Below are 26,035 nucleotides of genomic sequence, written 5' to 3'. Positions count from 1 at the left end.
GCAGGGAGATTACCCGCCCGAAGATCTGCGATGGATCGGCGCATGATCGGGAACTGCTGCCCCAAAGCGTCCCCCACAGACAGTCCATCCAAAGAATCGAACATCAACTCGACATGCATTGGCTCCGATGATAGCCAAACGGAAGACGATCTAGCGGATGGCGAATGTGTGATCGAGGCAACTATCCGCAAATTTCTGGATAGTTGCCCGTTGAAGGTGCTCGCGAGGTCGAGCGCGTGTACGAGATGTGCACGCGATACGACGACGGAACCTCGAAGCAGGTTGGCGCTCAGTTCAGTTCACCGAAGTGTCGAGCGGATAGCGGGTTTCGAGGTGGGAGCGGTCTCGGTAGAAGAAGTTCAGGACGAGATCGTCGGCGATCTGGACCAATTCGTCGCGGCCCTCGACCGCAGATACCCACTCGGGCGGCAGTGCGGACAATCCGTGGACCGCACCGATAAGGTTGCCGGCTACCGCACCGGTGGAATCGGAGTCGCCGGAATGGTTCACCGATAACAGCAGCGCGCCACGCACGTCGCCGGTCCGGTACGCGTGCAGCGCGCAGTAGACGGCGATGGCGAGACACTCCTCCGCGACCCAGCCTTGCCCGACTTGCTCGACCCGCTCCGGTATTGGCGGGCCCAGATGAGCGAACGCCAGCGCACCAGCAAGGGCGGACACCGTTTCGGAGCTGTCTGCTGGCATCGAGGTGAGTCGGATGATGATGTCGCGCACGGCGATCGGCAGTTCGACCCCACCCAGAACGCTGTCGATCAGGGCCGCGAACGCTCCTGCAGCAAGATAGCCGGTCGGATGGCCGTGGGTGAGTTGGGCGCATCGCATTGCGGCGTCGAACGCCTTGTGCGGACCGAGCGCGGCGAGACCGAATGGCGCAGACCGCATCACGGTCCCGCATCCCTTCGAATTCGGATTCACCGGTCCCGGCTCGCCGGGCAGATGTGGCGCCCGATATTCCTTCGCTTGGAGCCGCAAACCGCTCGTGCACGCATGGCCCGGCGACCGCATCGAATAAAGGAACTGCTGTCCCGCCAACCAGCCGTCGGGTTCGGGCGCGGGCTTGGCTTGCTCCTGGGTGGTCAGCCAGCGCAGATACGCGCGCCGCAGCACTGGGGCTGGATCCGCGCCGGGCGGACAACGCAGCAAGCCTTCGGCGGTGAACATCGTCATCTGTGTGTCATCGGTAATCTGTTGCGGCGCATCGGGTATCAGGCCCGGCAGGAAATCGGTGACGCCGGCCATCCCGTGCTGCTCCCTGATCTGCGGCAACTGCAAGAACTCGATGGGCCATCCGAGCGCATCGCCCACCGCCCCACCCAACATCGCCCCACGCACCCGGTCGAACAACTTCTCGTCTTCCCGCACGGGCACTGATACTTGCATGTTCCCAAATCGACGACTTTTGACACACCGCCTAGTCAGCCAGGTCCGCGATACGGCTGTCGTCTGCAACCATGAGAAAGTCCACCACTCGCTGCCATTTTGCCGACTGTTCGTCGGCGCATGTCGCGCATACGTCAACCACCCGTGGCGCCGATCAGTGATTTGGCGGATCAGATCGCGGCCAACGGCCTCGCAGCGGGCTTCGTCCTGTACGTCGATCCGGATTGGGTGGAATCCGTGCCGGGGTACTCGTCTTGCTCGACAACCCGGGCGCTGTGGCAGAGGTAGGCACCGGGTCAGGGGTTGCTGAGCCTGGACAACGACGACTGGACCGCTTGCCAACTGCGGCCAATGAATTCGGTTGTCGCGGTGCTGGTTTCAATGGGAATTGCGATCAAATAGGCTAGGAGAGCGGTGAATCCGGACCGGTCGGCACGAGAAGCGCGAAAACGTCAGCGAGACCCGCCGGCACCGGGTCGACACCTGGAACGGACCGCAACAGCCCCTCCGCAGTGAACAATGTCATCTGGGTGTCGTCGGTAATCTGTTGCGGCGCATCCGCGTCATGCTGAGGCAGAAAACCTTGCACCCCGTCGGCTCCATACCGTCGGCGGATCTGGGCCAGCTGCAAGAATTCGATAGGCCACCCGAGCGCGTCACCAATCGCCCCACCCAGCAGCGAACCCCGAACCCGGTCGAAGACCAACGTGTAATCACCCACGGGACACCATCATTGCGCATCCGGGCGGCACAAACTCCACCCAGCCACATCCGAAACCCCTGACAGCCCTTGCCCGTGCGACCGTCAGCAGGCGCAACGGATCATGGAAATTCACGGACTTCGACAACATCGAAGCCGACGGACCGGGCGGCGGTTTCGAACATTTCCTGCCACCGGTCCACGTCGGTGCTGTCTATCAGGGCATCGGGCATGACCTCGACGCTGATGGACCACCGGTTTTCACCGTCGCGCCACAGCTTGGCCAGCACCGAGGCGTCCCCGCCGGCGCCGAGCTCACGTGAACCGAATTGCATGTCATCAGGGTCATCGAGACGGCCGCGGCGGCTCAGACCGAGCCTGTCACGCGACTGTTCCAGTCGATCGTGGTCGAGTTCCCCCGAAAGGATCAGCAGCAACCGGCGTTTCGGCGTGGCCGGGAGTTTCGGCTCTATCGCCAATGCCGGCTCATCCTCGGTTGGTGTCAGCCCTAGCCGGGGTAGGGCGAGGTCGGCGTTGCCCTTGTTCTCGTTCCACGCCTTATAGGTCAACTGCGCTGGGGTAGCGATCCCGAACGCATCCCGCAATCCGGAGGTGATCATTGCCGCCAGCCTGCGGTAGTCGGCCCGTAGCGATGTAAGACCAGTTCCAGCTGTCGCGCCCGGCCGGCGGCCGCCAGCCCAGGTCGGCGATGTGCTGAAGGCCCGCGGCATCGGCTCGCACCTCGGGGTCCAGCATGCCAGGGGCCGGGTAGTTCGGCGCACAGCTCGGTATCGGTCTGATAGAACTGCGCATATCGGCGCCGATCCGGGTTCGGTACACGCTCCCTGATGGACACAATCGCACCCGCGGGCAGTGCGGCCAACTGGTCGGCCAACTTCTCGGTGAACTCGTCCCAGCCGATCACAACAGTCCTGCTTCTACCAGCGCGTCTCCCTCGTCATCGAGAGCCAACTGTTCGTTGGGCGCCAGCTTTAGGTTGACCACGCTGGGAAACGCTTTCAGCATGAGGGTCTGCTGCGGTCCGGCCCACCGCACTTCGGGATCCTCACCCGGGATTCGCGTGGTCGGCTCACCGAGGGCACCAGTGAGCGCATGCGTCATCCGCACGAACGCGTCCCACACGTTGTCGGCCTCATCGGAGTTGCGGTCGGTCACCGACTGCACGATGTGTTTGGCCTGTCCATCCGAGCCGTCGACCCGGCCACTTGCCAGCCCGAATCCGACATCAAGGCGTACCGAATGTGGACTGATTCGCTCTATGCGCCAATCGAATTCCGCGGCCAGGTCCGGCACGTCAGCCAACCGCCACGACCAATGCAGCGACCGCAATCGAAGCGCCCGCTCGATAATCTCGGTGTCGCTCAGCGCCCGCCAACCCGGCATAACCCCGCCCTATCGTCACTCTCGAGCTCGGCCATTCCGAGCCTGTCCACACTCTCATGTTCATGCGCCTTGGCCTGCTCCGCCAATTCCGGCTCGCTGGTTGATGGGTGTGGTCAATCCTCTTGGTCGAGGGCGCTGAGCCAGTCGTTGGTTACCAGCTGTAACCGGACCGTGTGGTGGAAGTCGATCAGCCGCAGGGTTGTTTCCGGACCGGCCCAGCGGATTTCGGAAATCCTGTCGTCGAGGCGAGCGCTTGGTTCGCCGAGGGATCCGGTTAGTACGTCCGCCATCCGGGCAAAAGCCGCCACTGTGTTATCGCGGCTGTCCGGTGCATCAGCCGCCTGGGTGGTGACCGTGACTTCCACGCGTACTGCGTCGAGGTCGATGCCGATGATGTCGACGGTGTCCGGGCCGAGCCCGGTGGCGAACTGAACCCGCTCCGTTGAGTGGATCGTGGGTTCTTGCCAACCGAAGACGATCACCAGGCGCAGCAGATCGTCCATTCGCCATGACCAGACCAGCGTGCGTAGTTTCTCGGCGAGATCGGCGATGTCGTTGTCGGACAATGCCTGCCATCCGACTGGTCGCGACGTGGGCTGCGCGACGGGGATGTGGTCGGCGGCGAAGAGGGGTTTCGACGCAGGTTGGACTGCGGGGCGTGTCAACAGCTTTTCGGTGGCTGCCGCGTAGTCGAGTGTCAGGTCGTCTTCGGAAGTGATACGGGCTCGCGGTGCTTCGGGGGGCGGTGTGCCGAATGTGACGGTAGTACTCCACATTCGTGTTCTGGATTCTTCCAGAAGTTTGCGTGCGCGCTCCAATGAGGCGTCGCTGGGCGCTGCGTCGCTGGGCGCTGCGTCCGCTGACAGATGCCGACCGATGACAGTCAGTCCTGCTGCGCGGCAGCCGACTTCGACGAGCCCGATCAATGTCGAGATGTCGAAGAAGGGGAGGGCATCAATAGTGATGGACCATTCATCGGCGCCGGTGCGCAGCAGCGTGATAGTAGAGGCGCGAATTGAGGGGTATCGCGGGTGGTTTCGGATTCGACACCCTAATTCGCTGCCTACTGCATCCTCGGCAGCTCCGGATGGGGTAAGCCCGATGACCGTGCGAAGTTCCTCGAGTTGGGTTTGGTCGAGCCGACCTGTTGTGACCAGACGAAACCGCTGCATCAGTTTCATTCAATGCCTCCGGATGGTGCCTTCACGACTGCACGACGAGGCGCTCGGGCGTTGTGCCGCTGTCCAGCCATGCCGTTGCGATCTTTCTCGCAACGGCGCGGTAGAGCATGTCGTCGGCGGCGTTCTCCGCCGCGATTACCTCTGTGGCCTTGTTCAGGACCAGCGTGTACTGGCTGCCCTGTATATCGGTGTATCGGTACCGAACTCGTTGCTCGTCTTCTTCAATTTTCTCGATTTCTGCGTACAGTGCCAATGTCATGGTCTCCTTGTGCCGAAAGCTCGGATGACAACCGATCAGCCCTGGCGTGCCAGCCCGAGCAGTGGCAGGTGAAGGTCGCGTTCGTCCGCGTTCTTGTTCCATGCGGTGTAGGTCAACGACCCCGGGTCGCTGATGCGGAACGCGTCACGGAGTCCGGTCACCACCATTGCCGCCAACTGGCGGTATATGGCTGAATTGACCGGCCAAGGCAGCTCGATCCACCAATATGGGCCGTGGTCGTCATCGGGTTCCTGCCAGCCTGACTCGGTGATCAGGCGGTGACCTGTTTCGTCCGGCCGGGCGGTGGGTTCGAGGAACTCATCGCCTACCAATTCGGCCAGTAGCTCGCTGTCCGTCTGCGCGAACTGCGCGAACCGCTGGTGTCCTGGAGGAGGTCCCGCTTCTACGATCTTCACAATCGCGCCCGCGGGCAGTACCGCTAACTGCTCGGCCAGTCGCTCGGCGAACCCCGTCCAATCCGTCATATCAGGCCCTGCCGTTCGAATTCGATGGATCTATCGAAAGCCGCCAGCGAGGCGTTCGTCTGATACGTCAGCTGAACAGTATGTGCGAGACTCAGATTCTTCAGGAGCAGTGTTGTTTCCGGGGAAGCCCAACGGATTTCTGCGGTTTCCCCCGGTATGCGGGCGGTCGGTTCGCCGAGGGCGCCGGTTATGGCCTCGGCCATCCTGACGAACGCGTCACGCACCATCGCTCGGCCGGTCGCGTCCTCCCTCGCGGAGCCTGTCACCATCAACTCGATGGACTCGGCCACCCCGTCGCGGCCCGTTACCGCACCGCTGCTCAGCCCGAAACCGCAGTCGAGCATGACCCAATCCTTCCGGGTCATCAATACCTTCCAGTCGAACCTTGCCGCTATCGCGGGCATATCCTGCAGCTGCCACGACCAGTCCGACGACCGCAATCCGGTAGCCAATTCGATTATCTCGTCATCGGTCATCGCACGTCATCCCACCATGGATTCACCTTATTCATATCGCCGGATCGGACGCCTGGTACTAGTGAAGACCTGAGATCCGATTATTACCAACCCGAGCGATGTCACAGTCATGGCCATGCATTAGCGCTGGCGCAGAGACGCGCTTCAGCAGCAATAGCCCCCAGCGCATCCGGATCTAGCTCGGGGCCAGTGGATCAGTTGATGGTACGTTCCTCGCTCAACGGATTACCGGCCGCATCGACTTCCTCATAGTCGATACTGAATTCGAGTTTCGCGCTTCGGCAGTGTTCGGCAAGTTCATGTAGCCGGGTAACGGCGGCCTCGACGGCGCCATCGATATGGCCTTCGAGGAGGAAATAATTCGGCGGATTCTGCGGCGATGCCTCATGGCAGTGCATTTCGAGGTGAGATGGGTCGAGCCGATCATGCAGGACCAGCGTCAGTTGTCTTTTCAGAAGTTTCACGTCGCATCGATCCAGTCAGGTCCCAGTAAGGGAAGCCTCAGAGACTTGTTATCGTCATTCGAGGGTGTCGATCGACGCCATTCCATCACGTGATCACCTTTAGTTGCTCGATCCCTGGCCAACAGCGGCATCCGATACCCTTCCGCTCACGCTAGCGTTCGCGCTCCAGCCCTCGCTCGAGCGCCTCGATCTCCCTGGCTCTTGTCCGGTGCGGGGCCTCTTCCGGACGCTCCCGCACAGACTCCCGCGCATCCTGGCCTTGACTGACTTCACATAGGAAGTGTTGGACAATGATTTCGCTCGGGAACCCGCGCTCGATCCCCTTGGCAGCTTCCGCATAGCGGCGCGCGAGCGAGTCGTACGGAACTTCGATCGGTTCTCGTCCAGGCTGCCGGTAAATCAACACCCCCTTCTCCGCAGACCTTCCGATCGGATCGTGATTGCGGACCAATTGATAGACTTTCGGATCGAGGGTCCGCATTTTATCCCCAGTCAGCTCGAGACCCTTTGCCTGCCCGACGGTCTCATTGTGGTCCTGCCGAACCAGCTCACGACCGAAAACATCTAATACATTTTCATATGTCCGGGCGCGTCCGGCCTCCAAAATCCGGGTCGTGATATCGGTCTGCACGCGATTCAGCCCCAACGTTTCGAGCGCGCGTGAATCGACTGCTCGTTCATGTTCCACAGCACGGTGAATCTGGTTATACATCTCGCGCACCTGCGCGGGATCGGGTTCCTTACCCAGCGCGGCGGCCTGTTCGAGTTCCCGGGCCCGTTCGCGGATTATTTCCACGAATTGTGCAGTTGCTCGTTCCTCCGGTGCGCGAGCCTCCATGACCTTTTCGGTAGCCTGCCGGACGAATTCATTTCGGAACGCATCGCTTGCTTTGACGAGGGTGCTGGCGCGATCGAATTCCAGCCCGTGAGCGACAATTCGTTCATGCTTCGGATCCAGTCCCAATTTCTGAATCGCTCGAGCTTCCATTTCTTGCTCATGCCGAATGACACGTTCCACGGCATTGTAGTTCTGTAGCACATCGGCCAGTTCCGGGGCCCTGCCCTCAGCAAGGATGCGCTCCAATTCATGAGCTCTGTTCAGTTCGTGCTGGACGAATCGTGCACGTTCCTCGAGGTGTCCTTCGCGGAATTCCAATACCTTCTGAGTGGCAGTCTCCAGGAGGTGTCGTTCGGCAACTGAGAGTTCAGCTGTAACCGAATGAGTTTGCTCGTAGATGCTGATTTCCAGAAGGTGATCGGCAATTTTTGCCGAGTTGCCCAGATCGAAGTCGCGCAGCACGTCCAGGCGGCTTTCGAGTTCGAGCCGTTGCCCTGTGGTCAAATGATCTCTTGCCATGAACTGACACTGCCTATTGGTGTGCAGGGACCGCAGGATTGGTGCCATGAGCAACACCAAGCAGATGAAGGCAGTCATCATCCCCGAGTTCGGCCCCGCCGAGGTGCTGCGGGAGGCCGCCGTGAATGTCCCCGAGCCCGGGCCGGGTCAGGTCGCCATCGATGTGGCCTTCGCCGGTGCGAACTTCGCCGAGATCCTCTACCGGCAAGGTGTGGTCGACGTCCCGCTGCCGTTCGTGCCCGGCATCGAGATATCCGGCCACGTCCGCGCTGTGGGAGCCGAGGTGGTGGGACTGACTGTCGGTCAGCCTGTGGCCGCGTTGACCATTGTCGACAGCGGCGGGTACGCCGAGGTGGCGGTCACCGCCGCGGACTTGGTCGCCCCGCTCGAGGAGTCGCTGAGCCCGGTCACGGCTGCGGCGTTGCCGTCCAACAGCACCACCGCGTTCCTGGTCCTCGACCGTGTCGCCCGGATCGAACCCGGCGAGAGTGTACTGGTGCACGCTGCGGCCGGTGGTGTCGGCAGCCAGCTCGGCCAAGTAGCCCGACTATTGGGCGCGGGTCGCGTGGTCGGCACCGTGGGCACCCCTGAGAAGATCGCGACCGCCACCGCGTTCGGCTACGACGAAGTGATCCTTCGAGACCAGCTCGCCGATGCGGGCGAGTTCGACATCGTAGTCGACATGGTCGGCGGACCAACGCGCCGCGCCAGCCTGGGCCGGCTCGCTCCGATGGGGCGCATGGTGGTGATGGGCAACGCTTCCGGCGCCGAGGACGTCGGGATGTCAGCCAACGAACTATGGTTCAGCAACAAGACGGTCTCCGGGTTCAACCTGGCTGCCTTCTCGTCGGCTTATCCCGCCGATGCGGGAACCGCACTGCGTCGCGCAGTCACCGCCGCCACCGCCGGAGACCTCCGGATCCAGGTCGAGACGCTGCCCCTGAATCAAGCGATCGAAGCGCACCGTCGCATCGAGTCCGGCTCCACCACAGGAAAATTGGTGCTTTAAGTCACGCCTGCTTGATCCTGACATGCCGGTCGGCCACAGGCGCACACTCGGCCCTGTGGCCGACCGCAGGACCGAGACACAGCACCCTCCCGACAGAAGCACGCGTCCACTCGATGCGCGCTTCTCGGCTATGAGCGCGCATCGCCAGCGAACCCGCGCTACGCGGCAGATCTGGACGCTCGCGGATCGCGTGCCCAGCGGCATTGTCGTGCGTTCGATACGGTTCGAACCGAGCTTTTAGTGGGGTTCGTCAGCGGCATTTGCGGATGTTGTCGGCTAGAGGCGTATCGCCGTACAGACGAGGTCGGCGATGGCTTTGGATCTGCTGTGTGGTGGCCAGGCGATGACGGTCGTGACGGCTGGTGCGTCCGGCACCGGCACGATGGCGTGATCGTCGCGCAGTTGGGCTCGCAGCGACTCGGGCATGACCGCGCAGGCCCGTCCGAGCGTGATCAGCTGGGTCAACTGGGTGTGGTCGCGAACCTGCGGGCCGGGGCCGTCCGGATAGCTTCCGTCGGGTCGGGGCCAGCGCGGCAGGGGCAGGTCGGTCAGGGCGTTGACCTCGGTCATCGTCATGCGGGGTCGGTTGGCGAGGGGGTGTCCCGCGGGCAGGACCACGACCTGCTGTTCGGTGTGCAGATCCTCGGTGTCGAATCCGGCCGTCGTGTCGTAGGGCCGGTGGAGCAGAGCAACGTCGGCACTCCCGTTGCGTAGCAGGCGTTCCGGTTCGCCGGGCCCGCACAGCACCACCTCGACTGCGACCGCGCCGGGTTCGGCGGCGTAGGCGTCGAGCAGCTTCGACAACAGTTCGCTCGACGCTCCTGCCTTGGCGGCCAGCACCACACCGGGCCGGTCGGGTGCGGCGCGGCGGGTGCGGCGCTCGGCGGCTTCGACAGCTTCGAGGGCGAGGCGGGCCTCCCGCAGCAGCACCGACCCGGCCTGGGTCAACGTGATCGCGCGCGAACTGCGGTGCAGCAGAACGACTCCGAGCCGTCGTTCGAGTTGCTGGATCGCCCGCGACAGCGGTGGTTGCGCCATCGAGAGCCGTTGTGCCGCCCGCCCGAAGTGCAACTCCTCGGCGACGGCGACGAAGTATCGCAACTCCCGCGTCTCCACGAGGTCATCGTATCCGGCGCTCACCACGACCAATACCCGTGCGGTATCGTCGCCCACCCGACCGGTCTTGGACGCCCCACCCGAGTCCGCAACATGATCGACGGCATGAGTGAACCGACGATCGCGCTGGTGACCGGCGCGAACAAAGGCATCGGATACGAGATCGCCGCGGGCCTGGGTGCGCTCGGCTGGCGAATCGGTGTGGGCGCGCGGGATCGGCAACGCCGCGACACCGCGGTGGAGAAGCTGCGCGCGGCCGGGACCGATGCGTTCGGTGTGCCGCTGGACGTGACCGACGACGCAAGTGTGGCCGCGGCGGCCGAGTTGATTGCCGACTATGCCGGAGGGCTCGACGTCCTGGTGAACAATGCCGCGATCAACGGCGTCACCGGCGATATGCCGCAGACACCGACCACGGTCGATCCCGCGACCGTGCGAGCTATCGTGGAAACCAACGTGATCGGGGTCATCCGGGTGACCAACGCGATGCTGCCCATGCTGCGCGGCTCGGCTTCACCGCGGATCGTCAACATGTCCAGCAGTGTCGGTTCGCTCGCCCTGCAAACCACACCCGGCATCGACATGGGCCCGGTTCCTGCTGCCTATTTGGCCTCGAAGACCTTCCTCAACGCCGTCACCATCCAGTACGTCAAGGAACTGGGTGATACCAACATCCTGATCAACTCAGGCTGTCCCGGTTTGACCGCCACCGACTTCACCGGTTTCAGCGGCGACCGTACACCGCAACAGGGTGCGGCCATCGCGATTCGCCTCGCGACCCTGCCCGACGACGGCCCGACCGGCGAATTCCTCAACGACGCCGGAGCGGTGCCCTGGTGACGGGCACACCCGTGCGAACCAATCCCGTTCCCGAAGTCGGCCGCGCGTGGCGCGCCGGAGGAGAAGCAAAACAATGACAAAGGCAGTCAGATACGACGAATTCGGCGGAATCGACGTCCTGCGGATCGACGAGGTCGAGCGCCCCGTGCCCGGGGAAGGGCAGGTCCTCGTGCAGGTGAGAGCGGCAGGCATCAACCCCGGTGAGGCGGCATTACGCACCGGCGCGATGACGGACATCTTTCCCTCGACCTTTCCCTCCGGGCAGGGCAGCGATCTCGCCGGAGTCGTCGTTGAGATCGGCGCCGGAGCCGACCGATTCTCGCCTGGCGACGAGGTGATCGGATTCTGCGAGAAGCGAGCCGCTCAGGCCGAGCTGGTCGTCGTCGACGTCGACAACCTCACCCCCAAACCGGAAAACGTCTCATGGGAGGTGGCGGGCGGCCTCTACGTCGCCGGCGTGACCGCCTGGGGGGCAGTGCATTCCGTACAGCTAGAGAAGGGCGAGAGCGTCGTCGTCTCCGGAGCAGCCGGAGGAGTCGGCTCGTTCGCCGTTCAGCTCGCGCGCCGTGCCGGAGCCACGGTCATCGGCCTGGCCAGCGAGGGCAACCACGAGTGGCTGCACAGCCACGGCGTGATCCCGGTCGCATACGGTGACGGTGTCATGGACCGGATCAAGGCCGCCGCACCGGGCGGCGTCGATGCCTTCATCGACACCTACGGCGGCGGGTACGTCGAACTGGCCCTCGCTCTCGGCGTCGCAATCGAACGGATCGACACCATCATCGATTTCGCGGCAGCCGCGAAGTATGGGGTCAAGACCGAACCCGGGCCCAACGGCAGGGCGGGCGCCGAGGTGCTCGCCGAATTGGCCGGCCTGATCGCCGCCGGACACCTCGAAGTCCCGATCGCGAACGTCTACCCGTTGACGCAGGTTCGTCAGGCCTACACCGAACTCGAACGCCGACACACCCACGGCAAAATCGTGCTGATGCCCTAGTCGGCGCCACACAGTGCGGCGCGCTTTCCGGGGACTGCCCGACCGCGGGGGCTGATCCCCGTCACCACGGTTGTCTGCCACCCCAAGACCACGACACCGCCGACTACATATCCGGTATTCGGCTACTTGAGACTGGTGTCAGGGCTTGATCCCTCCCAGGTACCCGGTGGGAAGCCCCCTATTCGGCTGCCCACCAGCGTCATCGGTGTGGCTCGCTAATGGCTTGCGGCCCATCGGGTTACCGTGCGGGCGTGGCTGGAAAGGGGTCTGCCCTGGCTCGAAGTAGCGGTGCCTTCCTGCACGGATACCGATCCGTCGATCTGGAAGGATGGACCCGCACAAACGCTCGGCCACCATCGAAATCATCGACCCTGACGCGAAGATCCTCGCGACCGGGCGTTACGGCACCGACACCGTCGGATACGGTGAAATGCTCACCGCTGCACAACGATTCCCGCAGCGGGTGTGGGCGATCGAGGGTTGCAACGGTGTTCGGACGGCATGTAGCGCACAGGCTCGTGGCCGACGGGGAAACCGTAGCGACGATGATCAGCGATGGGGCAACCCCCAGTTCGAGGCTGACGAAACGGTCGCCGTCGCGTGGTCGAATCAGACCCGCTGTGGCACAGCGGCCCTCGCTGAGCGCTGGCGGAAACGCCCTGCGACTGTGGTCTTGCTGCTCTTCGTCGCGGCGCTGGTGGGTTACTTATCCTCGCCCTGGCTTGGCACGCGGTTTATGTGTCGAACAGCTGGATGTGGACGAAGCGGGTGGACGGGTCGCGCTCGTCCACGATGACGATCCGGTTGATCAGGGCGCCGGTAGAGGTCCTGGGCCTTCAGGATCGACGGTGAAGCGTCCAGGGGAGGCCCCGCGATGGCGGTCTGGGCCACGTCGAAGACTTTGGTCAGCGGCGCGGAGAATTTCGAAGCGGTCAGCAGCAGGGTAAGACCCTGCGGATCGGTCGATAGCGCGAGTTGGTAGAGCGTATCGATACCGCGCTCGGATCGGGCGCTGAGTAGGGAGGTCTTTGTCGAAGTCCGCGGCGACCCACCAGCAGGTGTCGTCGTCGCCCAGCGGATACAAGCCAATGTGGTGCGCCCCCCGTAGATGGGCGGCGACGACCTCGTCGGTGAGCGGCAGGTACGACGCCTCCGATCGTGACATGCCGGTGCGCCAACGTCCCCGGATCGCGGGCATCCAGCCCGATCGACCGTCCTGGCGGTTCTCCCACCGAATCGCGTAAATATCGGGCCGGCAACGGAACAAGTCGAGATAGAACCGAACCTTGGCTTCCGGAGCCGAACGCATGTCGACCGGGGTCGACACTGCGGTCTGGTCCGGATCGGCTGCGCGCGCCTGGTTTTCGGTGAGGTCGAGCAACCGCCGCAGGCGGGCGTTGTCGGCACGGAGGGACTCGAGCTCGCCGGGGAAGCGTTCCACGGCCATCCAGTGTGCCGAGCCATCGTTTCTACCGCTGAGGGTGGTTACGGGATGGGTTTGCTCATTCCGCCCACCGCGTGAGGTTGCGAACAAGCCTGATCGACCGACGCGATTGCTCCCGCAACCCCGTCCGCCTCCGGCCGCGACGGCAAATTTCGGCCTATACGAATCGTGACTCCGCATCTGGTTCCGAGTACCGAGTCCTCGGTGAGATTGTTCCCCCAGCGATGCCTCGACTGAATCCGGCGTCGATCCACCGACGTAGATGGACGGGGTACATGATCCGGTGTCGGCAAAGCGGCGACCCATCGGCTACATGCGCATGACATTCGCATGTAGGCTGTAGATATGGTCGTTGCGATTCAAATCAAGGACGTGCCCGAGGAAGTGCGGGACGCTATCGCCGCACGTGCCGCAGCCCGCGGTCAGTCCACTCAGGTGTACCTACGTGCCCTGCTGGAACGAGAGTTGCGTGCCGAGCGGAACAAGCATCTGCTCGAGAGCTTGACAGGGCACCGCAGCCTCGATCTGGGCGCTGAGGATGTCGTTCAGGAGATTCGTGGCGGCCGTGAGGACGACGAGTGATCGTCGTCGACGCGAACGTCATGGTTATGGCCTTGTCGAGCCCTGCGACTCAGGGCAATACCGCGCGAGCGGCGATGCTCGCCGACGACGACTGGATCGCGCCCGCGCACATGCCATTGGAGGTACTGCGCACTCTCCGCAAAGCCGTGCTCGGCAATCGCTTGACCGCCAACGACGCCGACGCCGCGTTCCGAGCGCTCGCCGCTATGCAGATCGTCTACGCAGGAACCGATGTCTCTCTGTTACATACGGTCTGGGCGATGCGCCACAACGTCTCGGTATACGACGCGGCCTACCTGGCGGTCGCTGTCCTACACGACGCTCCGCTCATAACCTTCGATGCCCGGCTCGCCAAAGCCGCCGAACAGACCAAACCAGACATTCGCGTCACGTTGCTCTGATTTGGGGTGCGTATTAGTGGCGCGAAGCCCCTCGTGTCCGGTGTCTCGACGTGCGCGACCGCACTTGTCCCCACCGACGAGCACATATCTCGACCGGCTTCGATTTCGATGTTGAGTAGCAAGATTCATCTCGCTGTCCACCCCTTGGCAACGAGTTCGATCGGCGGCCGGTAGTCACGGGCACTCGAGATGACACGGCGCAGGCTCCGGTTGAGATGCCGGTGGTCGGTACCGTCGAGACCGCCAGAGTTGTCGATAATGTGCCGGCAAGTGAAGGCCAGGTCATTCATGCAGCCGAGCACTTGCCGGTCCGCTGTCGTAGCGAGGACGAGTTCGTGTTTTCCGGTGTCGGCGAACGTCTCGAGGGGGAGTTGCTCGTCGTGGAGTTCCCGTTCGATGAGACGGGTCGCAAGTGCGCCCGTGGCGCGCAGTTCGGCGGTGGTGACATCCGCCTCGAAGACGGTGAACAAGGTCGCGGAGTGGGTCAGCTGGAGACATTTGCGACGGTTGAACCACAGCAGGTTGGCGTACCAGTCATCGGGATCGGCCTCCGGCGTCGGCTTGGTGAGCCGCTGGGCGCCGATGACAGCCAAGAGTTTCTTCGTACACCGTAGGATCATTTCGCGATGGTCGGGATTCTCACGGTCGTAGCGTCTCGCGGTGGCGGGAAGCGTTCATCGCGCAAATTCTGCCATCGCACCGCATCGCCGACACCCGATCAAGCCATCCCGAACCGCAGTTGCGACGAACCCTGGCGAGGTCGCACTCTGCCCATGTCGAGTCGCCGTCCGTTTCGCCTCAATGCCGTTTACCCGTCCGCGGCACCGAAGTCGATCGCGCACCGCCTATCAGCCCCGACTCTCCTCGATGTCGACGGTGACCAGACGTCTGATGAAGGCCGCCTTGCGGGTGTGCCGTTCACGCAATGCTCTCGTTTGCCGCGCGAAGACATCGGTGCGGCCGTCCCGTTCGGCGAGATCGCGCAGGTCGGTGAGCAGCTCGATCGCCGCGTCGTACTGGCCGGACTTCTTGGTCGCGACCATTACTTCAATTCGTTGCCAGGCACCGTCCTGGTCGCAGGCGAGCTCGTTCAATCGTCGTTCGCGTTGACGTGCTCGCCGGGCCTCGAGCCGCGCGTGCTGTTCGGCCCGGACGGCTGCCTCACGGCGTTCCCGCTCGCTCCGGTGTCGGGCCGTACCGTCGAGCAGGTCAGCGACGGTACGCCGTGGCGCCTGGTCGGGTGCGGCCGTCGTGGACTCGCGGAATCGGCGCAGAAGTTCCATATGGACACTCGCCGCGTCGTCACCGGCGACAAGCAGCAACAGCCGATCTTTCTCTGCCACATCGAGATCGGCGGTCCATGCGGCGAGCGCACGCGGATCATCGGCCACCGCGTCGAGATCGGGGCTCACCGACGCCGCGACGTGCAGCAGATCGCGGTCCAGCCGCAGGAAGTCGGCCATCGCCCGCTGAGCGGCGGTGAGTGTACGCAGTCCCGGCGGCACCGGCGGCTCGAGTGGGTCATCATGATCGCGCCCGAAGGCCCACTCATCGCGTTCCCACGTACCGTACCCGGCCAACCAAGCCAAATACAGTGGTCGCAGATCTCCGGCGGCAAGATCGGCGCGTACTCCGACGATGGCCGACAACGAAGTCTCCGCGTCCTCCACCCAGTCACCGGACTCGTCCTCGCTCGAGAAGCCGAGAATGATGTTCCTGCCGGATGTTTCGGCGGTGACACAGTCGCCGAGACAGTACTGTTCTGCCACCTCGGGACTGAGCAGTGTGCGCGGCAGTCGGAACATCAGCTGGCGAGTCCCCCAATTCGCCAGATACAGGTGCGCGTCGTAGTAGCGCTCGACCATCCGACGTATATCACCCCGGAAACTGCCCCAGTGGTATTCGTTGACGAAGCTCGTCGCGGTGATACGCGCCCGGGTGGACAAGGCTCGCACCTCCGCCTGCTGACGGTCGTCCAGCGGGCGGTCGAGGGCGACGAACTCGTAGTACTGGTACTCACTCACGACGGCACCTCGAATGGCTCTGCGGTGAAAGCGGAGTCATCACCGAGATGGAAGAACAGGTGTCCGCGCAGCGTGGCAGATTCGGTCAGGACGGCCCAGCCGCGACCGTTGACCGGCTCCCCATCGTCATCACCTTCCCAACTGAACTCCACGCACGCACAACCGTCACGGATCCCGGTACAGCAATCCATCCACCCGCGCACGGCGATGAACCGAACTCACCCGTCCCACCAGGTTGGAACTCCATGAATCCAGGCTCGACAAGATCGATGGCTTCGCGATCCCACAAGTCCATCGCCACGATGCGCCAACGTCCCGCCACAGTCATCGACATTCCCGTCCATATGTGTCCAAGATCCCGGCGAGGATAGTCATGGTCATGCCACTGCCGTTCGGTGACCGGTCACACCCGAACACTATGTGGCCGGGCGGAGATCGAGGGGCCCGATCCCGCCGGTCACCAATGCTGTCAGTGGCACGGTGTGCCGACTGTGGATCACTGGATGTGATGGCGTGTCACACGCGGGAGTCGTGTTGGGGTGTACCCAACCGCCAATCACTCGGCGGCGTTGCGCCTGGTGGCGCTTGACGCGCATTGGATGTCGGCCCGTCGTGCTGCACTTGATAGTTCGATCCTGAAGACAGAAGGTGACGCGACCTTGAGCACCGTTGAGCTACGCGAGTGGGCATCGAGATTTGCCTGGCTACGCGCTGGCGTGGCTGTTGAGTCGGTGACGAACTCGCCGACGGGCCGCGATCTCCGAGAACCAGCAGACCAGTCAGGCGAACCAATGAACGGCTCCTTACCGTCACTCGTCGAACGGGTACCGGTTGTGTAGCGCGGACCGGTCGCCGACGAAGTAGTTCAGGACGAGGTCGTCGGCGACTTGGACCAGCACATCGCGACCCTCGACTACGGATGCCCACTCCATCGGCAGCCCGGACACACCGTGGGCGGCGCCGATCAGGTTGCCGGCGACCGCACCGGTGGAATCGGAGTCACCGGAATGGTTCACCGACAACAGCAGCGCTGCGCGCACATCGCCGGTCCGGACCGCATGCAGGGCGCAGTACACCGCGATGGCCAGGCACTCTTCGGCGATCCATCCCGCGCCGACCTGCTCGACCTTTTCCGCGCTCGCCACGCCCTCGGACAACTCGACACCTCGGGTCAACGCCGCCACGGTTTCCGCCCCTGCGGGGAGTGCGGCGAGCTGAGTAATGGTCTGCTGCACAGCAATCGGCAGCTCGATACCGCTCACAACACGATCGATCAGTGCCGCGAACGCACCCGCGGCCAGATATCCCGTGGGATGCCCGTGGGTCAGCTGCGCGCTGCGAGCAGCCGTGGTGAACGCGAGGTCCGGGCCCGCACCGGCCAGTCCGAACGGTGCCGACCGCATCACCGTGCCGCAACCTTTCGACCCCGGATTCACCGGACCGGGTTCATCGAGCATGCCTGGAGCGAGATACCCCAGCGCCTGCTTGTTCAGCCCGGACATACAGGCATTCCCCGGTGCCCGCGCCGCATACAAAAACGGCATACTCGCCAGCCAACCATCACCGTCCAGTACGGGAGCATCCGGTGTCTGGGTCTGCAACCAGCGCAGATACGCCCTCCGCAGCGCCGGCACCGGGTCGACACTTGGAACGGACCGCAACAGCCCCTCCGCAGTGAACAATGTCATCTGGGTGTCGTCGGTAATCTGTTGCGGCGCATCCGCGTCATGCTGAGGCAGAAAACCTTGCACCCCGTCGGCTCCATACCGTCGGCGGATCTGGGCCAGCTGCAAGAATTCGATAGGCCACCCGAGCGCGTCACCAATCGCCCCACCCAGCAGCGAACCCCGAACCCGGTCGAAGACCAACGTGTAATCACCCACGGGACACCATCATTGCGCATCCGGGCGGCACAAACTCCACCCAGCCACATCCGAAACCCCTGACAGCCCTTGCCCGTGCGACCGTCAGCAGGCGCAACGGATCATGGAAATTCACGGACTTCGACAACATCGAAGCCGACGGACCGGGCGGCGGTTTCGAACATTTCCTGCCACCGGTCCACGTCGGTGCTGTCTATCAGGGCATCGGGCATGACCTCGACGCTGATGGACCACCGGTTTTCACCGTCGCGCCACAGCTTGGCCAGCACCGAGGCGTCCCCGCCGGCGCCGAGCTCACGTGAACCGAATTGCATGTCATCAGGGTCATCGAGACGGCCGCGGCGGCTCAGACCGAGCCTGTCACGCGACTGTTCCAGTCGATCGTGGTCGAGTTCCCCCGAAAGGATCAGCAGCAACCGGCGTTTCGGCGTGGCCGGGAGTTTCGGCTCTATCGCCAATGCCGGCTCATCCTCGGTTGGTGTCAGCCCTAGCCGGGGTAGGGCGAGGTCGGCGTTGCCCTTGTTCTCGTTCCACGCCTTATAGGTCAACTGCGCTGGGGTAGCGATCCCGAACGCATCCCGCAATCCGGAGGTGATCATTGCCGCCAGCCTGCGGTAGTCGGCCCGTAGCGATGTAAGACCAGTTCCAGCTGTCGCGCCCGGCCGGCGGCCGCCAGCCCAGGTCGGCGATGTGCTGAAGGCCCGCGGCATCGGCTCGCACCTCGGGGTCCAGCATGCCAGGGGCCGGGTAGTTCGGCGCACTTACTAGACGACTGGTCTACTCTTATGTTATGTTCGGACCATGCCGGTTGCGCAGTCCGATACCCGCCAGGACATCCTCGATGCCGCTCAGCGGATCATGGCTCGCAAGGGCTACGCCGCGGTCGGCCTCAATGAGGTACTCAGTGCGGCTGGCGTGCCCAAGGGCTCGTTCTATCACTGGTTCAGCTCCAAGGAAGCCTTCGGTGAGGCGATGATGAGGAGTTACTTTGCCGACTATCTCGCCGAGATGGACGGGATCCTCGCGCAGCCCGGCCGCTCGTCCGCCGAGCGGCTGATGGCGTACTGGCAGCACTGGCGTGAGACGCAAAGCCTCGAGGACTGCCAAGGCAAGTGCCTGGCGGTCAAGCTCGGCGTCGAGGTTGCCGACCTGTCCGAGCCCATGCGCCTCGCCCTCGAGGAGGGCACCACCGCGATCATCGACCGCATCGAGCGCATGATCTCGAGCGGCACCGAGGACGGCTCCCTCTGGGTCGACGGGCAGCTGAGCGCCGTGGCGCGAACGCTCTACGATCTGTGGCTCGGCGCCAGCATGATGACCAAGATCCATCGTGATCCCGCCCCGCTGGACAACGCGCTGGCGGTCACAAGCCAGCTCCTGCACCTGTAACCACGAACTTTCCCGCACCGAGACCGGCGTGCGGGATGCATACATACTAGACGACCGGTCTACTATTAGGAGAAGATGATGAAGGTTCTGATCGTGCTCACCTCCCATGACGAGCTCGGTAACACCGGCAGCAAGACCGGCTTCTGGCTCGAAGAGCTGGCCGCGCCGTACTACCGCTTCAAAGAGGCCGAGGCCGAGATCACCCTGGCCTCACCGAAGGGTGGTCAGCCTCCGCTGGACCCGAAGAGCAATGAGCCCGACTTCCGGACCGACGAGACCCGTCGGTTCGAGGCCGATCCGGCGGCGACCGCGGCATTGGCGAACACGGTGCGGCTGGACTCGGTGTCGGTCGAGGACTTCGACACCGTCTTCTACCCCGGCGGTCACGGTCCGTTGTGGGACCTCGCGGAGGACGCGGACTCGAAGCGTTTGATCGAGAGCGCGCTGCGGGCCGGCAAGCCAATCGGTCTGGTGTGCCACGCGCCGGGAGTGCTGCGTCACGTGACCAACGAGGACGGCACCCCGCTCGTTCAGGGCAGGAGGGTGACCGGGTTCACCAACTCCGAGGAGGCGGCGGTCGGGCTCACCGAGGTCGTTCCGTTCCTCGTCGAGGACGAGCTGAAAAAGCTCGGCGGTGACTTCTCCAAGGTCGGCGACTGGGAGTCTTACGTGGTCGAGGACGGGCTGCTGATCACCGGTCAGAACCCGGCGTCGTCGACCGCTACCGCCGACGCCCTGATCGCGAAGCTTGCCTGATGAGCGCCTACGTGGTCATGCTGCGTGAGGGGGTGACGGACCGGGGCGAGCTCGAGGTGTACACCGCCGCGGCACGGGAGGCCCGTGCGGGGCATCCGGTCACCCCGGTCGTCGGCTATGGACAGATCGAGACTCTCGAAGGCGCGCCCCTCGACGGCATCCTCATCAACCGGTTCCCGACGGTGCAGGACGCTCTTGCCTGGTACCACAGCCCGGCCTACCAAGCCGCGCTGCCGCACCGGCAGGCTGCGGCGGACTACCGCGTCCTGATCGTGCCCGGCGTCGATGGGATGCCGGCGCGCTGAACTTTTCGTCCGGCGTCAGCGCCCGCTGCGCAGGCGTCGGACGACAGCAATCCATTCATGATCGGGAATAAGGAGACGACAGAATGTTGGCGAAGGGTGGGGTTTTCGCTGTTCTGGCCGAACGCGCCGGCATCCCCGCGGGCGTCATGTCGAGGCGACGCCCGGCCGCCACCGCCCGATGCCCGGATCGTTTCGACGAGCGTTCGCCCGTGTGGACGAGCCGACGACCCTATTGATATCCGTGCGCCGATACCGTTGGCTTCTCCGCCGGGCACGGTGACGTTCTCCGGATCGAAGTAGCGCCTTTTCAGCCCGAGGAGTTCGGTACTACCTTCGGGACGGGTAGTACCTGCCCAGCTTTCCGGCTCGGCTCGGTCCTCTATCGCGCGATGAACTGGCCGATGCCTGCCGGAGACGATCGAATTGCGGGGGTCGGCGTGTGCCCGCGGTACTCGGAAATGGAAGTGGCGATGGTGACACCGGGCGATATCCTGTGCATATTGTGGGGAGGCTGACCATTGGACGATGCCCTGCAAGTACCGCATCTGAGAGCCACCGCGGACTTGGAACTGCGCCCGTGGTCGTTGTCTGCGGCAGACCTGGAGCTTGTTGAGGAAGCCTCTGCCGACGACTTGATTCCTATAACCACGGTGTCGGCGACCTTCTCGCGCGAGGCCGCAACGCGGTTTGTCGAACGCCAGTTGCAACGAGCGACCGATCGAACCGGATACCCGATGGTGATCGTCCGGCGACGGGACAACACACCGCTGGGAAGTATCGACCTGTGGTTGAAGGACATCGACGAAGGCCGCGCATCGCTCGGCTACTGGGTGGTCCGCTCGGCCCGCGGCCATGGCGTCGCCGCGCATGCTCTGGCGGCAGTGGCTACCTGGGCGCTGGAAGAGCTGCATATCCCACGGCTCCAGCTCTATGTGGAACCTTGGAACCGCGCTTCGATCCGCACTGCGGAGAGGGCCGGTTTCGAATGCGAAGGGCTCCTCAGATCGTGGCAGAAGGTCGGCAATCGACGCCGCGACATGTTCATGTACGCGCGCGTGGCAACCGGAACCCTCGCCGAGCCGGATCGGGTTTGAACCGTTAGACCTCAATGACCGGTCGCGGGTGATCGTGAACCGATATCACTGCTGGCACGGTGTTCGATAGGCCCCGGCCGGGGTACTCGCCTCGTGGTCGACCTCCACGGCCTCGCTTGTAAAATTGGTCGCGACTACGCTTGATCTGCGTTTGTAGGCACAGCCAGTGGATAAATCCGCTCGAAAACATCTGATGAATCGCTTCACCCTCTCTATGAGAGGACCGTCCGATGGGTTTTGCAGAGATGCGCCGGTTCCGGCGTGATCCGTTGGGTTTCCTCGAGAATCTGCGCCGGACCAGCCCGGTAGAAGTGTTCGGGCTGCCGTGGGGCGGGTGGTGTGTCGGCGATACGGGTCTGGCGCTGACGGTGTTGAGTGACGGCGCTTTCAATGCGGGGAAGTCCGGGTTCTTCGGTTCAATGCTGCCTTCGCGGTCTGCTCAGGTCGATTTCGGCCGCGCGGTGCGCGCGTTTCTGCGGACGCATACGCCCGAGTATCGCGAGTCCCTGGCGGCGGCGGTGCTCGACATGCCCTCCGTCACCCGCTGGCCCGCAACGGGGGTCGAGCTGGTGTATCGGTGCACCGCGGACATGTTGCTGCACCCCGATGGTTCTCCCGAGTTGCGGCAGTTACTGGAGCGAAATGCGCGCGTGGGCGCGCTTCGCCCGGCCCGAATAGCACAGCGGGCGCGGGCGCAGCTGCTGCGCGCCAAGCTGTCCACCGCGCTGAACGAGCAGATCCGGGACCGGCGCAGCGCCGCCGGCCGCACTGCCGAACCACGGGATCTGCTCGATGCCGTGATCGGTGCCTGTCCCGAAGGCGTCGCCGATGCGACGGTGGCGCAGCTGTATGTGCTGATGTTCCGGTCCATTGTGGGACCGCTGGGCTACTCGCTCGCGTGGTCGGTGCTGCTGGGCAGTCTCCACTCTCCCGGCTCACCATGGCCTTGGCCCGTCGACTGGGTGGTACGTGAGGCCCTGCGGCACCGGCCGGTCTCCTGGATGGTCAGCCGTCCCGTCCCCTATCCCGCCGAGTTCGGGGGGATCGCCTTCCAGACCGGCGACCTGCTATCGGTCAGCCCCTATCTGCTCCATCACGACAACAAGCACTGGACCAGACCAGGGGCATTCCAACCCGACCGCTGGATTCGACCGAGCGAACACGGCCCATTCGTGCCCTTCAGTTCCGGCCCCTTCACCTGCGCCGGCGCCGCGGTCGCCCACGATCTGGTCACCGATGCAGCCACCACCCTCATCGAGAACACCTCTCTGCGCGTCATCGGCGGCGGTGATACCCGACCGATCGTGACCAATGCCGCGACCCCCAGGCCGTTCACCCTGCGGCGTACCCCACAAAGCCCTGTCCACGCCCGACCGAGCTCCAGGAAGGAGGTGACATCATGATCAAGGCATTGCGGTTCATCTTCACCAACAAGCCGACCCGTACCTGGAACCCCGCTCAATACGGATGATTCTGCTACCGGCTGGATGGCTCGACCACCGAGATCACCAATCCCGATAGCGCCGCAACAGTGGCTACCGCGACTGTCGATCTCTGGGGCGGCACGGCATGGTCGGGCCAGGTCGGCACTCCGCTGCGGTTCCCTGGCCAGCTCTACGATCCCGAAACCGGTCTTCACTACAACCTCCACCGAACATATTGATATGAAACGGATTGGTTGTGCCACATGATGTTCCGTGGGTGGGCGATGATCTCAGGATGGACATGCGCAGGCTTTCCCTGGGGCAGCAGGACGCGTTGCGGATGCGGCGATGGGCGCGATCCGCGATGGCATGACGTCGGCGGAGGCCCAGCGGGTGTTCGGGGTGTCGGAAGGTTCGATCCGTAACTGGCGCAACAGGTTCGCTGTTGGTGGCGTGGAGGGTTTGGAGTCGGGGCGGCCGGGGCGACGTGCCGGCGACGGCGCGAAGCTGACGCAGTCGCAGGACGACGCGCTGGTGGTGTTCGTGCCGGAGCAGTTGGAACTGGGTGGACTGTTGTGGACGTTGCGGAAGTTCGCCGAGCTGACCCAGCGGTTGTTCGGTGTGTCACTCACCGAGCAGGGCATGGGAAAGGTGTTGCGCCGCATGGGTTCACATTCCAGCGCCCGGACCGCCTCGCGATCGAGGCGAATCCGGATGCGATGGCCGAGTGGGTGCAGGTCACGTATCCCGCGCTGGTCGCGCGGGCGAAGGCCGAGGACGCAGTGGTCCTGTTCGGCGAATAGGTCGGGGTGCGCTCGGACCATCTCTCGGGCCGCGCGTAGGGCCGCCGTGGCCAGACACCGACGGTCGCGAGGACCGGGAAGCGGTTCTCCCTCAACGCGATGTCGACGGTCTCTCCGCGCGGGGACATGCACTTCACCGTGTTCCGGGGCCGGTTCAACACAAAGTCCTTCCTGGAGTTTCTTACCCGGCTGCTGACGCAGCACGAGACGAAGATCCACCTGGTTGTCGACGGGCACCCCGTGCGCCGCTCGAAGGCCATCAAGCACTGGGTGGCCGAGCGCCGACCGGATCGAGCTGCACTTCCTGCCCGCCTACGCCCTGCACCTCAACCCCGACGAACTGCTCAACGCTGACCTGAAACGCACTCTGGCCGACCAGATCATCACCAACCCCGCCCAGATGGAGACCACCGTGCGCTCGTTCTTCCACCGCGTCCAGAAGCTCCCCGGCCGCGTCCGCGGCTACTTCCAGGCCCCACACACCGTGTACACCTCAGCCTTTTAGTTTCGGATAAATATAAGGTAACGGTGGTGGTTTCAGCCCCAGTACTCTCCGCGCTTCTTGCGTTCCTCGACATCGGCAAGGTACTGGGCTTCTTCGGGGGTGCCTAGTTTGTCCTCGTCGCCGAACCGGTCACGCAAATGAATTTGCTCCTCGTCTGGTACCGCGTCACGGATGCGGTTAAATTCAGCGAAGCCCGCCTTGATCTCGGCCATTCTTTCATCACTTATCGACCATTCCACGTCGTCGCCGGACCGGAATATCCGACCGTTTATTTCTTCTCGCGCCATGATTGTTCGCCTCTCTACTTCGGTCGTTCGGCCATTTGGATGATCAACCGGCCGGTCGCCTTGTCCTCGAATCGGTCGACCACCATAAACTCTGTTCCAGACCTGAACAACACTTCTTGCTCTTCGGGGACGCTGGAATTGTGGCCGATATATTTGCCGTTCTCCGACTGTATCTGAAATTCTATCGGCCGATCCTTGGCGGCGTTCGGGGTGGCCGATGACGACGTAAACGCAGGCTCCTCGATGGTATGACCGGGTTGATACTTCGCCAGCTCTTCTTCTGACATATCGGTGCGGCGGGTGACCCTGCCCCCATAACTAGGGAATTTGTCGAGCGTCGAATTCAACTGGTTGACCTCGGCTTGCTGTTCGGCGGTCAATGGCTTTCCGCTGCGCAATGCGCCGTTGATGTCGCCGCTGGAGCCGGTATATCTGGTGATGGCGTCCCTTTCTGCTTGAGACAACTCTATTTTCGCGGTGCCGGGCGGGTGTTCGAGCTTCGGGAGTTCGATCGGTTTCTTCGGTTCGGCCTTCAACTCCTCGATACGCCGTATCTCGGTTTGGTGTTTGGCTATATCCTGCTCGACCCGCACACCCTTGGCGATATTGCGGTCGGTCTTGAATGCCTCGATCAGGATGCGGATCGGGCGGCCGACCTTGGCGGCGATAGCGACAACGCGCGCACTCGCGACAGCAGCCCCGATACCAAAGGTGACCACACTCGATGCCACCGCGATGGCGGCGCTGATGGCCAGTTCTTTGAGTAGTTCCTCACCCAGCTGTTTGAGCAGTTCCACCATCTTCGCCCGCAGTTCGACCAAGCCGTCATGGTGATCACGGGTGGATGTCGAGAGTTCCTTGAAGCAGGCGATGGCGGCCTCGGCGGCCGCTTTGAGTGCGCCGATGTCCTCATCGATGAACGACGCCTCGGGCGAGGTGATCTGCTCGAACTGGACGGCCACCGCGTCGAGCTGGCCTGCCATTGCTTGCACCGGTCCGGCCGCAGCGATCCCGGCCCACGTGGTGGCGGCGCGGTCGAGCAGCTCGACGTTGCCATCGGGCACCGTGATGCCGATGGTCTCGACCAGCTTGACCCCGCCATCGATGAGCCCGTTACCCGGTCCACCAGCAGAAGGCAGCGGGATACGGCAGTTGTAATAGGGAGGTCCGGTATACGGCTTTTCCGGCGCGGGACCGGTCGAGCCCGCCGCGGTGTATTCGGCTTGGGCGTGGTTGTAGCCCATTTCCAGCAGCACAGCGCCGTAATGGTGGGTCGCGGTGGCCAGATCGGTGGCCATCTTCAACGCTGCTTCGGCGCGCGCGTCGTAGGATTCGGCCCATTTCTTGGCCTCGGTGTAGGTGCCGGTCATGTCCCTGCACTGGCCGAGCGTCGGCAAGACGTTGTCAATCGCATAGAACCAGTCGGTGGCCAGCACTTGCAGGCGGTTT

General features: G+C 63.6%; 31 protein-coding genes and 1 pseudogene. 12 read left to right on the top strand and 20 right to left on the bottom strand.

The window, feature by feature from the left end; all coding sequences use genetic code 11:
• Nucleotides 1-294 precede the first annotated feature (294 nt).
• The 11 genes from ACW2Q0_RS30400 to ACW2Q0_RS30350 form a co-directional block, all read right to left on the bottom strand.
• Entirely contained in the window at nt 295-1,401 is a 1,107-nt protein-coding gene (locus ACW2Q0_RS30400) for an ADP-ribosylglycohydrolase family protein (RefSeq protein ID WP_457194363.1), read from the bottom strand.
• Between the two features lie 403 nt (nt 1,402-1,804).
• Nucleotides 1,805-2,122: an ADP-ribosylglycohydrolase family protein gene (locus ACW2Q0_RS30395; RefSeq protein WP_457194362.1), complete on the bottom strand. Its 318-nt coding sequence runs from the start codon at nt 2,120-2,122 to the stop codon at nt 1,805-1,807.
• Nucleotides 2,123-2,223: 101 nt separating this feature from the next.
• Nucleotides 2,224-2,721, bottom strand: coding sequence for a hypothetical protein (locus ACW2Q0_RS30390; RefSeq protein WP_457194343.1), 498 nt, complete (start codon nt 2,719-2,721; stop codon nt 2,224-2,226).
• A complete protein-coding gene (locus tag ACW2Q0_RS30385; protein WP_457194361.1) occupies nt 2,718-3,026 on the bottom strand; it encodes a TY-Chap domain-containing protein in 309 nt (102 codons plus the stop codon). Before ACW2Q0_RS30385 ends, ACW2Q0_RS30390 begins: the two co-directional genes overlap by 4 nt.
• Nucleotides 3,023-3,505, bottom strand: a complete 483-nt coding sequence (locus ACW2Q0_RS30380) for a DUF6301 family protein (protein ID WP_457194360.1) — start codon at nt 3,503-3,505, stop codon at nt 3,023-3,025. Before ACW2Q0_RS30380 ends, ACW2Q0_RS30385 begins: the two co-directional genes overlap by 4 nt.
• Before the next feature lie 113 nt (nt 3,506-3,618).
• Nucleotides 3,619-4,281, bottom strand: a complete 663-nt coding sequence (locus tag ACW2Q0_RS30375; protein WP_457194359.1) for a DUF6301 family protein — start codon at nt 4,279-4,281, stop codon at nt 3,619-3,621.
• Between the two features lie 427 nt (nt 4,282-4,708).
• Nucleotides 4,709-4,945 (bottom strand): hypothetical protein, encoded by a 237-nt coding sequence (locus ACW2Q0_RS30370; protein WP_457194358.1) that lies wholly within the window; start codon nt 4,943-4,945, stop codon nt 4,709-4,711.
• 35 nt (nt 4,946-4,980) lie between these two features.
• Nucleotides 4,981-5,430, bottom strand: a complete 450-nt coding sequence (locus ACW2Q0_RS30365; protein WP_457194357.1) for a TY-Chap domain-containing protein — start codon at nt 5,428-5,430, stop codon at nt 4,981-4,983.
• On the bottom strand, nt 5,427-5,906 hold the full coding sequence (locus ACW2Q0_RS30360) for a DUF6301 family protein (RefSeq protein WP_457194356.1): 480 nt from the start codon (nt 5,904-5,906) through the stop codon (nt 5,427-5,429). Before ACW2Q0_RS30360 ends, ACW2Q0_RS30365 begins: the two co-directional genes overlap by 4 nt.
• A 194-nt stretch (nt 5,907-6,100) precedes the next feature.
• Nucleotides 6,101-6,370, bottom strand: coding sequence for a hypothetical protein (locus ACW2Q0_RS30355; protein WP_457194355.1), 270 nt, complete (start codon nt 6,368-6,370; stop codon nt 6,101-6,103).
• Nucleotides 6,371-6,521: 151 nt separating this feature from the next.
• Nucleotides 6,522-7,727 (bottom strand): hypothetical protein, encoded by a 1,206-nt coding sequence (locus ACW2Q0_RS30350; protein WP_457194354.1) that lies wholly within the window; start codon nt 7,725-7,727, stop codon nt 6,522-6,524.
• 46 nt (nt 7,728-7,773) lie between these two features.
• On the opposite strand from ACW2Q0_RS30350, the gene ACW2Q0_RS30345 reads away from it, so the two are divergent.
• Entirely contained in the window at nt 7,774-8,736 is a 963-nt protein-coding gene (locus ACW2Q0_RS30345) for a quinone oxidoreductase family protein (protein ID WP_457194353.1), read from the top strand.
• A 276-nt stretch (nt 8,737-9,012) separates the two neighbouring features.
• Here ACW2Q0_RS30345 and ACW2Q0_RS30340 read toward each other — a convergent pair whose 3' ends face one another.
• Nucleotides 9,013-9,909, bottom strand: a complete 897-nt coding sequence (locus ACW2Q0_RS30340; protein ID WP_457194352.1) for a LysR family transcriptional regulator — start codon at nt 9,907-9,909, stop codon at nt 9,013-9,015.
• Nucleotides 9,910-9,957: 48 nt separating this feature from the next.
• Here ACW2Q0_RS30340 and ACW2Q0_RS30335 point away from each other — a divergent pair, with 48 nt between their 5' ends.
• Nucleotides 9,958-10,692: an SDR family NAD(P)-dependent oxidoreductase gene (locus tag ACW2Q0_RS30335; protein ID WP_457194351.1), complete on the top strand. Its 735-nt coding sequence runs from the start codon at nt 9,958-9,960 to the stop codon at nt 10,690-10,692.
• A 73-nt stretch (nt 10,693-10,765) separates the two neighbouring features.
• The gene (locus ACW2Q0_RS30330; protein WP_457194350.1) at nt 10,766-11,689 is read left to right on the top strand and encodes an NADP-dependent oxidoreductase; all 924 of its coding nucleotides are present in this window, start codon (nt 10,766-10,768) and stop codon (nt 11,687-11,689) included.
• 808 nt (nt 11,690-12,497) lie between these two features.
• Here the strand turns inward: ACW2Q0_RS30330 and ACW2Q0_RS30325 are convergent.
• Nucleotides 12,498-12,998: a TOTE conflict system archaeo-eukaryotic primase domain-containing protein gene (locus ACW2Q0_RS30325; RefSeq protein WP_457194364.1), complete on the bottom strand. Its 501-nt coding sequence runs from the start codon at nt 12,996-12,998 to the stop codon at nt 12,498-12,500.
• A 480-nt stretch (nt 12,999-13,478) separates the two neighbouring features.
• Between ACW2Q0_RS30325 and ACW2Q0_RS30320 the strand changes: the two genes are divergently transcribed.
• Both ACW2Q0_RS30320 and ACW2Q0_RS30315 read left to right on the top strand, forming a co-directional pair.
• A complete protein-coding gene (locus ACW2Q0_RS30320; RefSeq protein WP_457194349.1) occupies nt 13,479-13,715 on the top strand; it encodes a FitA-like ribbon-helix-helix domain-containing protein in 237 nt (78 codons plus the stop codon).
• Nucleotides 13,712-14,116 (top strand): type II toxin-antitoxin system VapC family toxin, encoded by a 405-nt coding sequence (locus ACW2Q0_RS30315; RefSeq protein WP_457194348.1) that lies wholly within the window; start codon nt 13,712-13,714, stop codon nt 14,114-14,116. Before ACW2Q0_RS30320 ends, ACW2Q0_RS30315 begins: the two co-directional genes overlap by 4 nt.
• Before the next feature lie 125 nt (nt 14,117-14,241).
• Here the strand turns inward: ACW2Q0_RS30315 and ACW2Q0_RS30310 are convergent, their stop codons facing one another.
• The 5 genes from ACW2Q0_RS30310 to ACW2Q0_RS30290 form a co-directional block, all read right to left on the bottom strand.
• Nucleotides 14,242-14,736, bottom strand: coding sequence for a DUF6933 domain-containing protein (locus ACW2Q0_RS30310; protein ID WP_457194347.1), 495 nt, complete (start codon nt 14,734-14,736; stop codon nt 14,242-14,244).
• A gap of 228 nt (nt 14,737-14,964) precedes the next feature.
• Nucleotides 14,965-16,140, bottom strand: a complete 1,176-nt coding sequence (locus tag ACW2Q0_RS30305; RefSeq protein WP_457194346.1) for a hypothetical protein — start codon at nt 16,138-16,140, stop codon at nt 14,965-14,967.
• The gene (locus tag ACW2Q0_RS30300; RefSeq protein WP_457194345.1) at nt 16,137-16,292 is read right to left on the bottom strand and encodes a hypothetical protein; all 156 of its coding nucleotides are present in this window, start codon (nt 16,290-16,292) and stop codon (nt 16,137-16,139) included. Before ACW2Q0_RS30300 ends, ACW2Q0_RS30305 begins: the two co-directional genes overlap by 4 nt.
• Before the next feature lie 657 nt (nt 16,293-16,949).
• A complete protein-coding gene (locus tag ACW2Q0_RS30295) occupies nt 16,950-18,023 on the bottom strand; it encodes an ADP-ribosylglycohydrolase family protein (RefSeq protein WP_457194344.1) in 1,074 nt (357 codons plus the stop codon).
• A gap of 101 nt (nt 18,024-18,124) precedes the next feature.
• The gene (locus ACW2Q0_RS30290) at nt 18,125-18,622 is read right to left on the bottom strand and encodes a hypothetical protein (protein WP_457194343.1); all 498 of its coding nucleotides are present in this window, start codon (nt 18,620-18,622) and stop codon (nt 18,125-18,127) included.
• A gap of 202 nt (nt 18,623-18,824) precedes the next feature.
• On the opposite strand from ACW2Q0_RS30290, the gene ACW2Q0_RS30285 reads away from it, so the two are divergent.
• The 7 genes and pseudogenes from ACW2Q0_RS30285 (at nt 18,825) to ACW2Q0_RS30255 (ending at nt 24,299) form a co-directional block, all read left to right on the top strand.
• A complete protein-coding gene (locus tag ACW2Q0_RS30285; RefSeq protein ID WP_457194342.1) occupies nt 18,825-19,412 on the top strand; it encodes a TetR/AcrR family transcriptional regulator in 588 nt (195 codons plus the stop codon).
• A gap of 78 nt (nt 19,413-19,490) precedes the next feature.
• A complete protein-coding gene (locus ACW2Q0_RS30280; RefSeq protein ID WP_457194341.1) occupies nt 19,491-20,168 on the top strand; it encodes a type 1 glutamine amidotransferase domain-containing protein in 678 nt (225 codons plus the stop codon).
• The gene (locus ACW2Q0_RS30275; protein ID WP_457194340.1) at nt 20,168-20,473 is read left to right on the top strand and encodes a DUF1330 domain-containing protein; all 306 of its coding nucleotides are present in this window, start codon (nt 20,168-20,170) and stop codon (nt 20,471-20,473) included. Before ACW2Q0_RS30280 ends, ACW2Q0_RS30275 begins: the two co-directional genes overlap by 1 nt.
• Nucleotides 20,474-20,991: 518 nt before the next feature.
• Nucleotides 20,992-21,567: a GNAT family N-acetyltransferase gene (locus tag ACW2Q0_RS30270; protein WP_457194339.1), complete on the top strand. Its 576-nt coding sequence runs from the start codon at nt 20,992-20,994 to the stop codon at nt 21,565-21,567.
• A gap of 230 nt (nt 21,568-21,797) precedes the next feature.
• Nucleotides 21,798-22,970 carry a cytochrome P450 gene (locus ACW2Q0_RS30265; RefSeq protein ID WP_457194338.1) on the top strand — a complete coding sequence of 391 codons (1,173 nt, stop codon included), beginning with the start codon at nt 21,798-21,800 and terminating at the stop codon, nt 22,968-22,970.
• A gap of 369 nt (nt 22,971-23,339) precedes the next feature.
• Nucleotides 23,340-23,990, top strand: a complete 651-nt coding sequence (locus ACW2Q0_RS30260; RefSeq protein ID WP_457194337.1) for a helix-turn-helix domain-containing protein — start codon at nt 23,340-23,342, stop codon at nt 23,988-23,990.
• A pseudogene (locus ACW2Q0_RS30255) lies at nt 23,894-24,299 on the top strand (transposase). The gene ACW2Q0_RS30260 and the pseudogene ACW2Q0_RS30255 overlap by 97 nt, the downstream one beginning before the upstream one ends.
• Before the next feature lie 32 nt (nt 24,300-24,331).
• Here the strand turns inward: ACW2Q0_RS30255 and ACW2Q0_RS30250 are convergent.
• Together ACW2Q0_RS30250 and ACW2Q0_RS30245 are read right to left on the bottom strand one after the other, a co-directional pair.
• Nucleotides 24,332-24,586, bottom strand: coding sequence for a hypothetical protein (locus tag ACW2Q0_RS30250; RefSeq protein ID WP_457194336.1), 255 nt, complete (start codon nt 24,584-24,586; stop codon nt 24,332-24,334).
• A 14-nt stretch (nt 24,587-24,600) separates the two neighbouring features.
• On the bottom strand, nt 24,601-26,035 hold a 1,435-nt coding region (locus ACW2Q0_RS30245; protein WP_457194335.1), incomplete at its 5' end, for an ADP-ribosyltransferase.

It is taken from the genome of Nocardia citri, assembly GCF_054065835.1.
The sequence above is the reverse complement of the archived record's forward strand: the minus strand, read 5'-3'. Positions and strand labels throughout refer to the sequence as shown.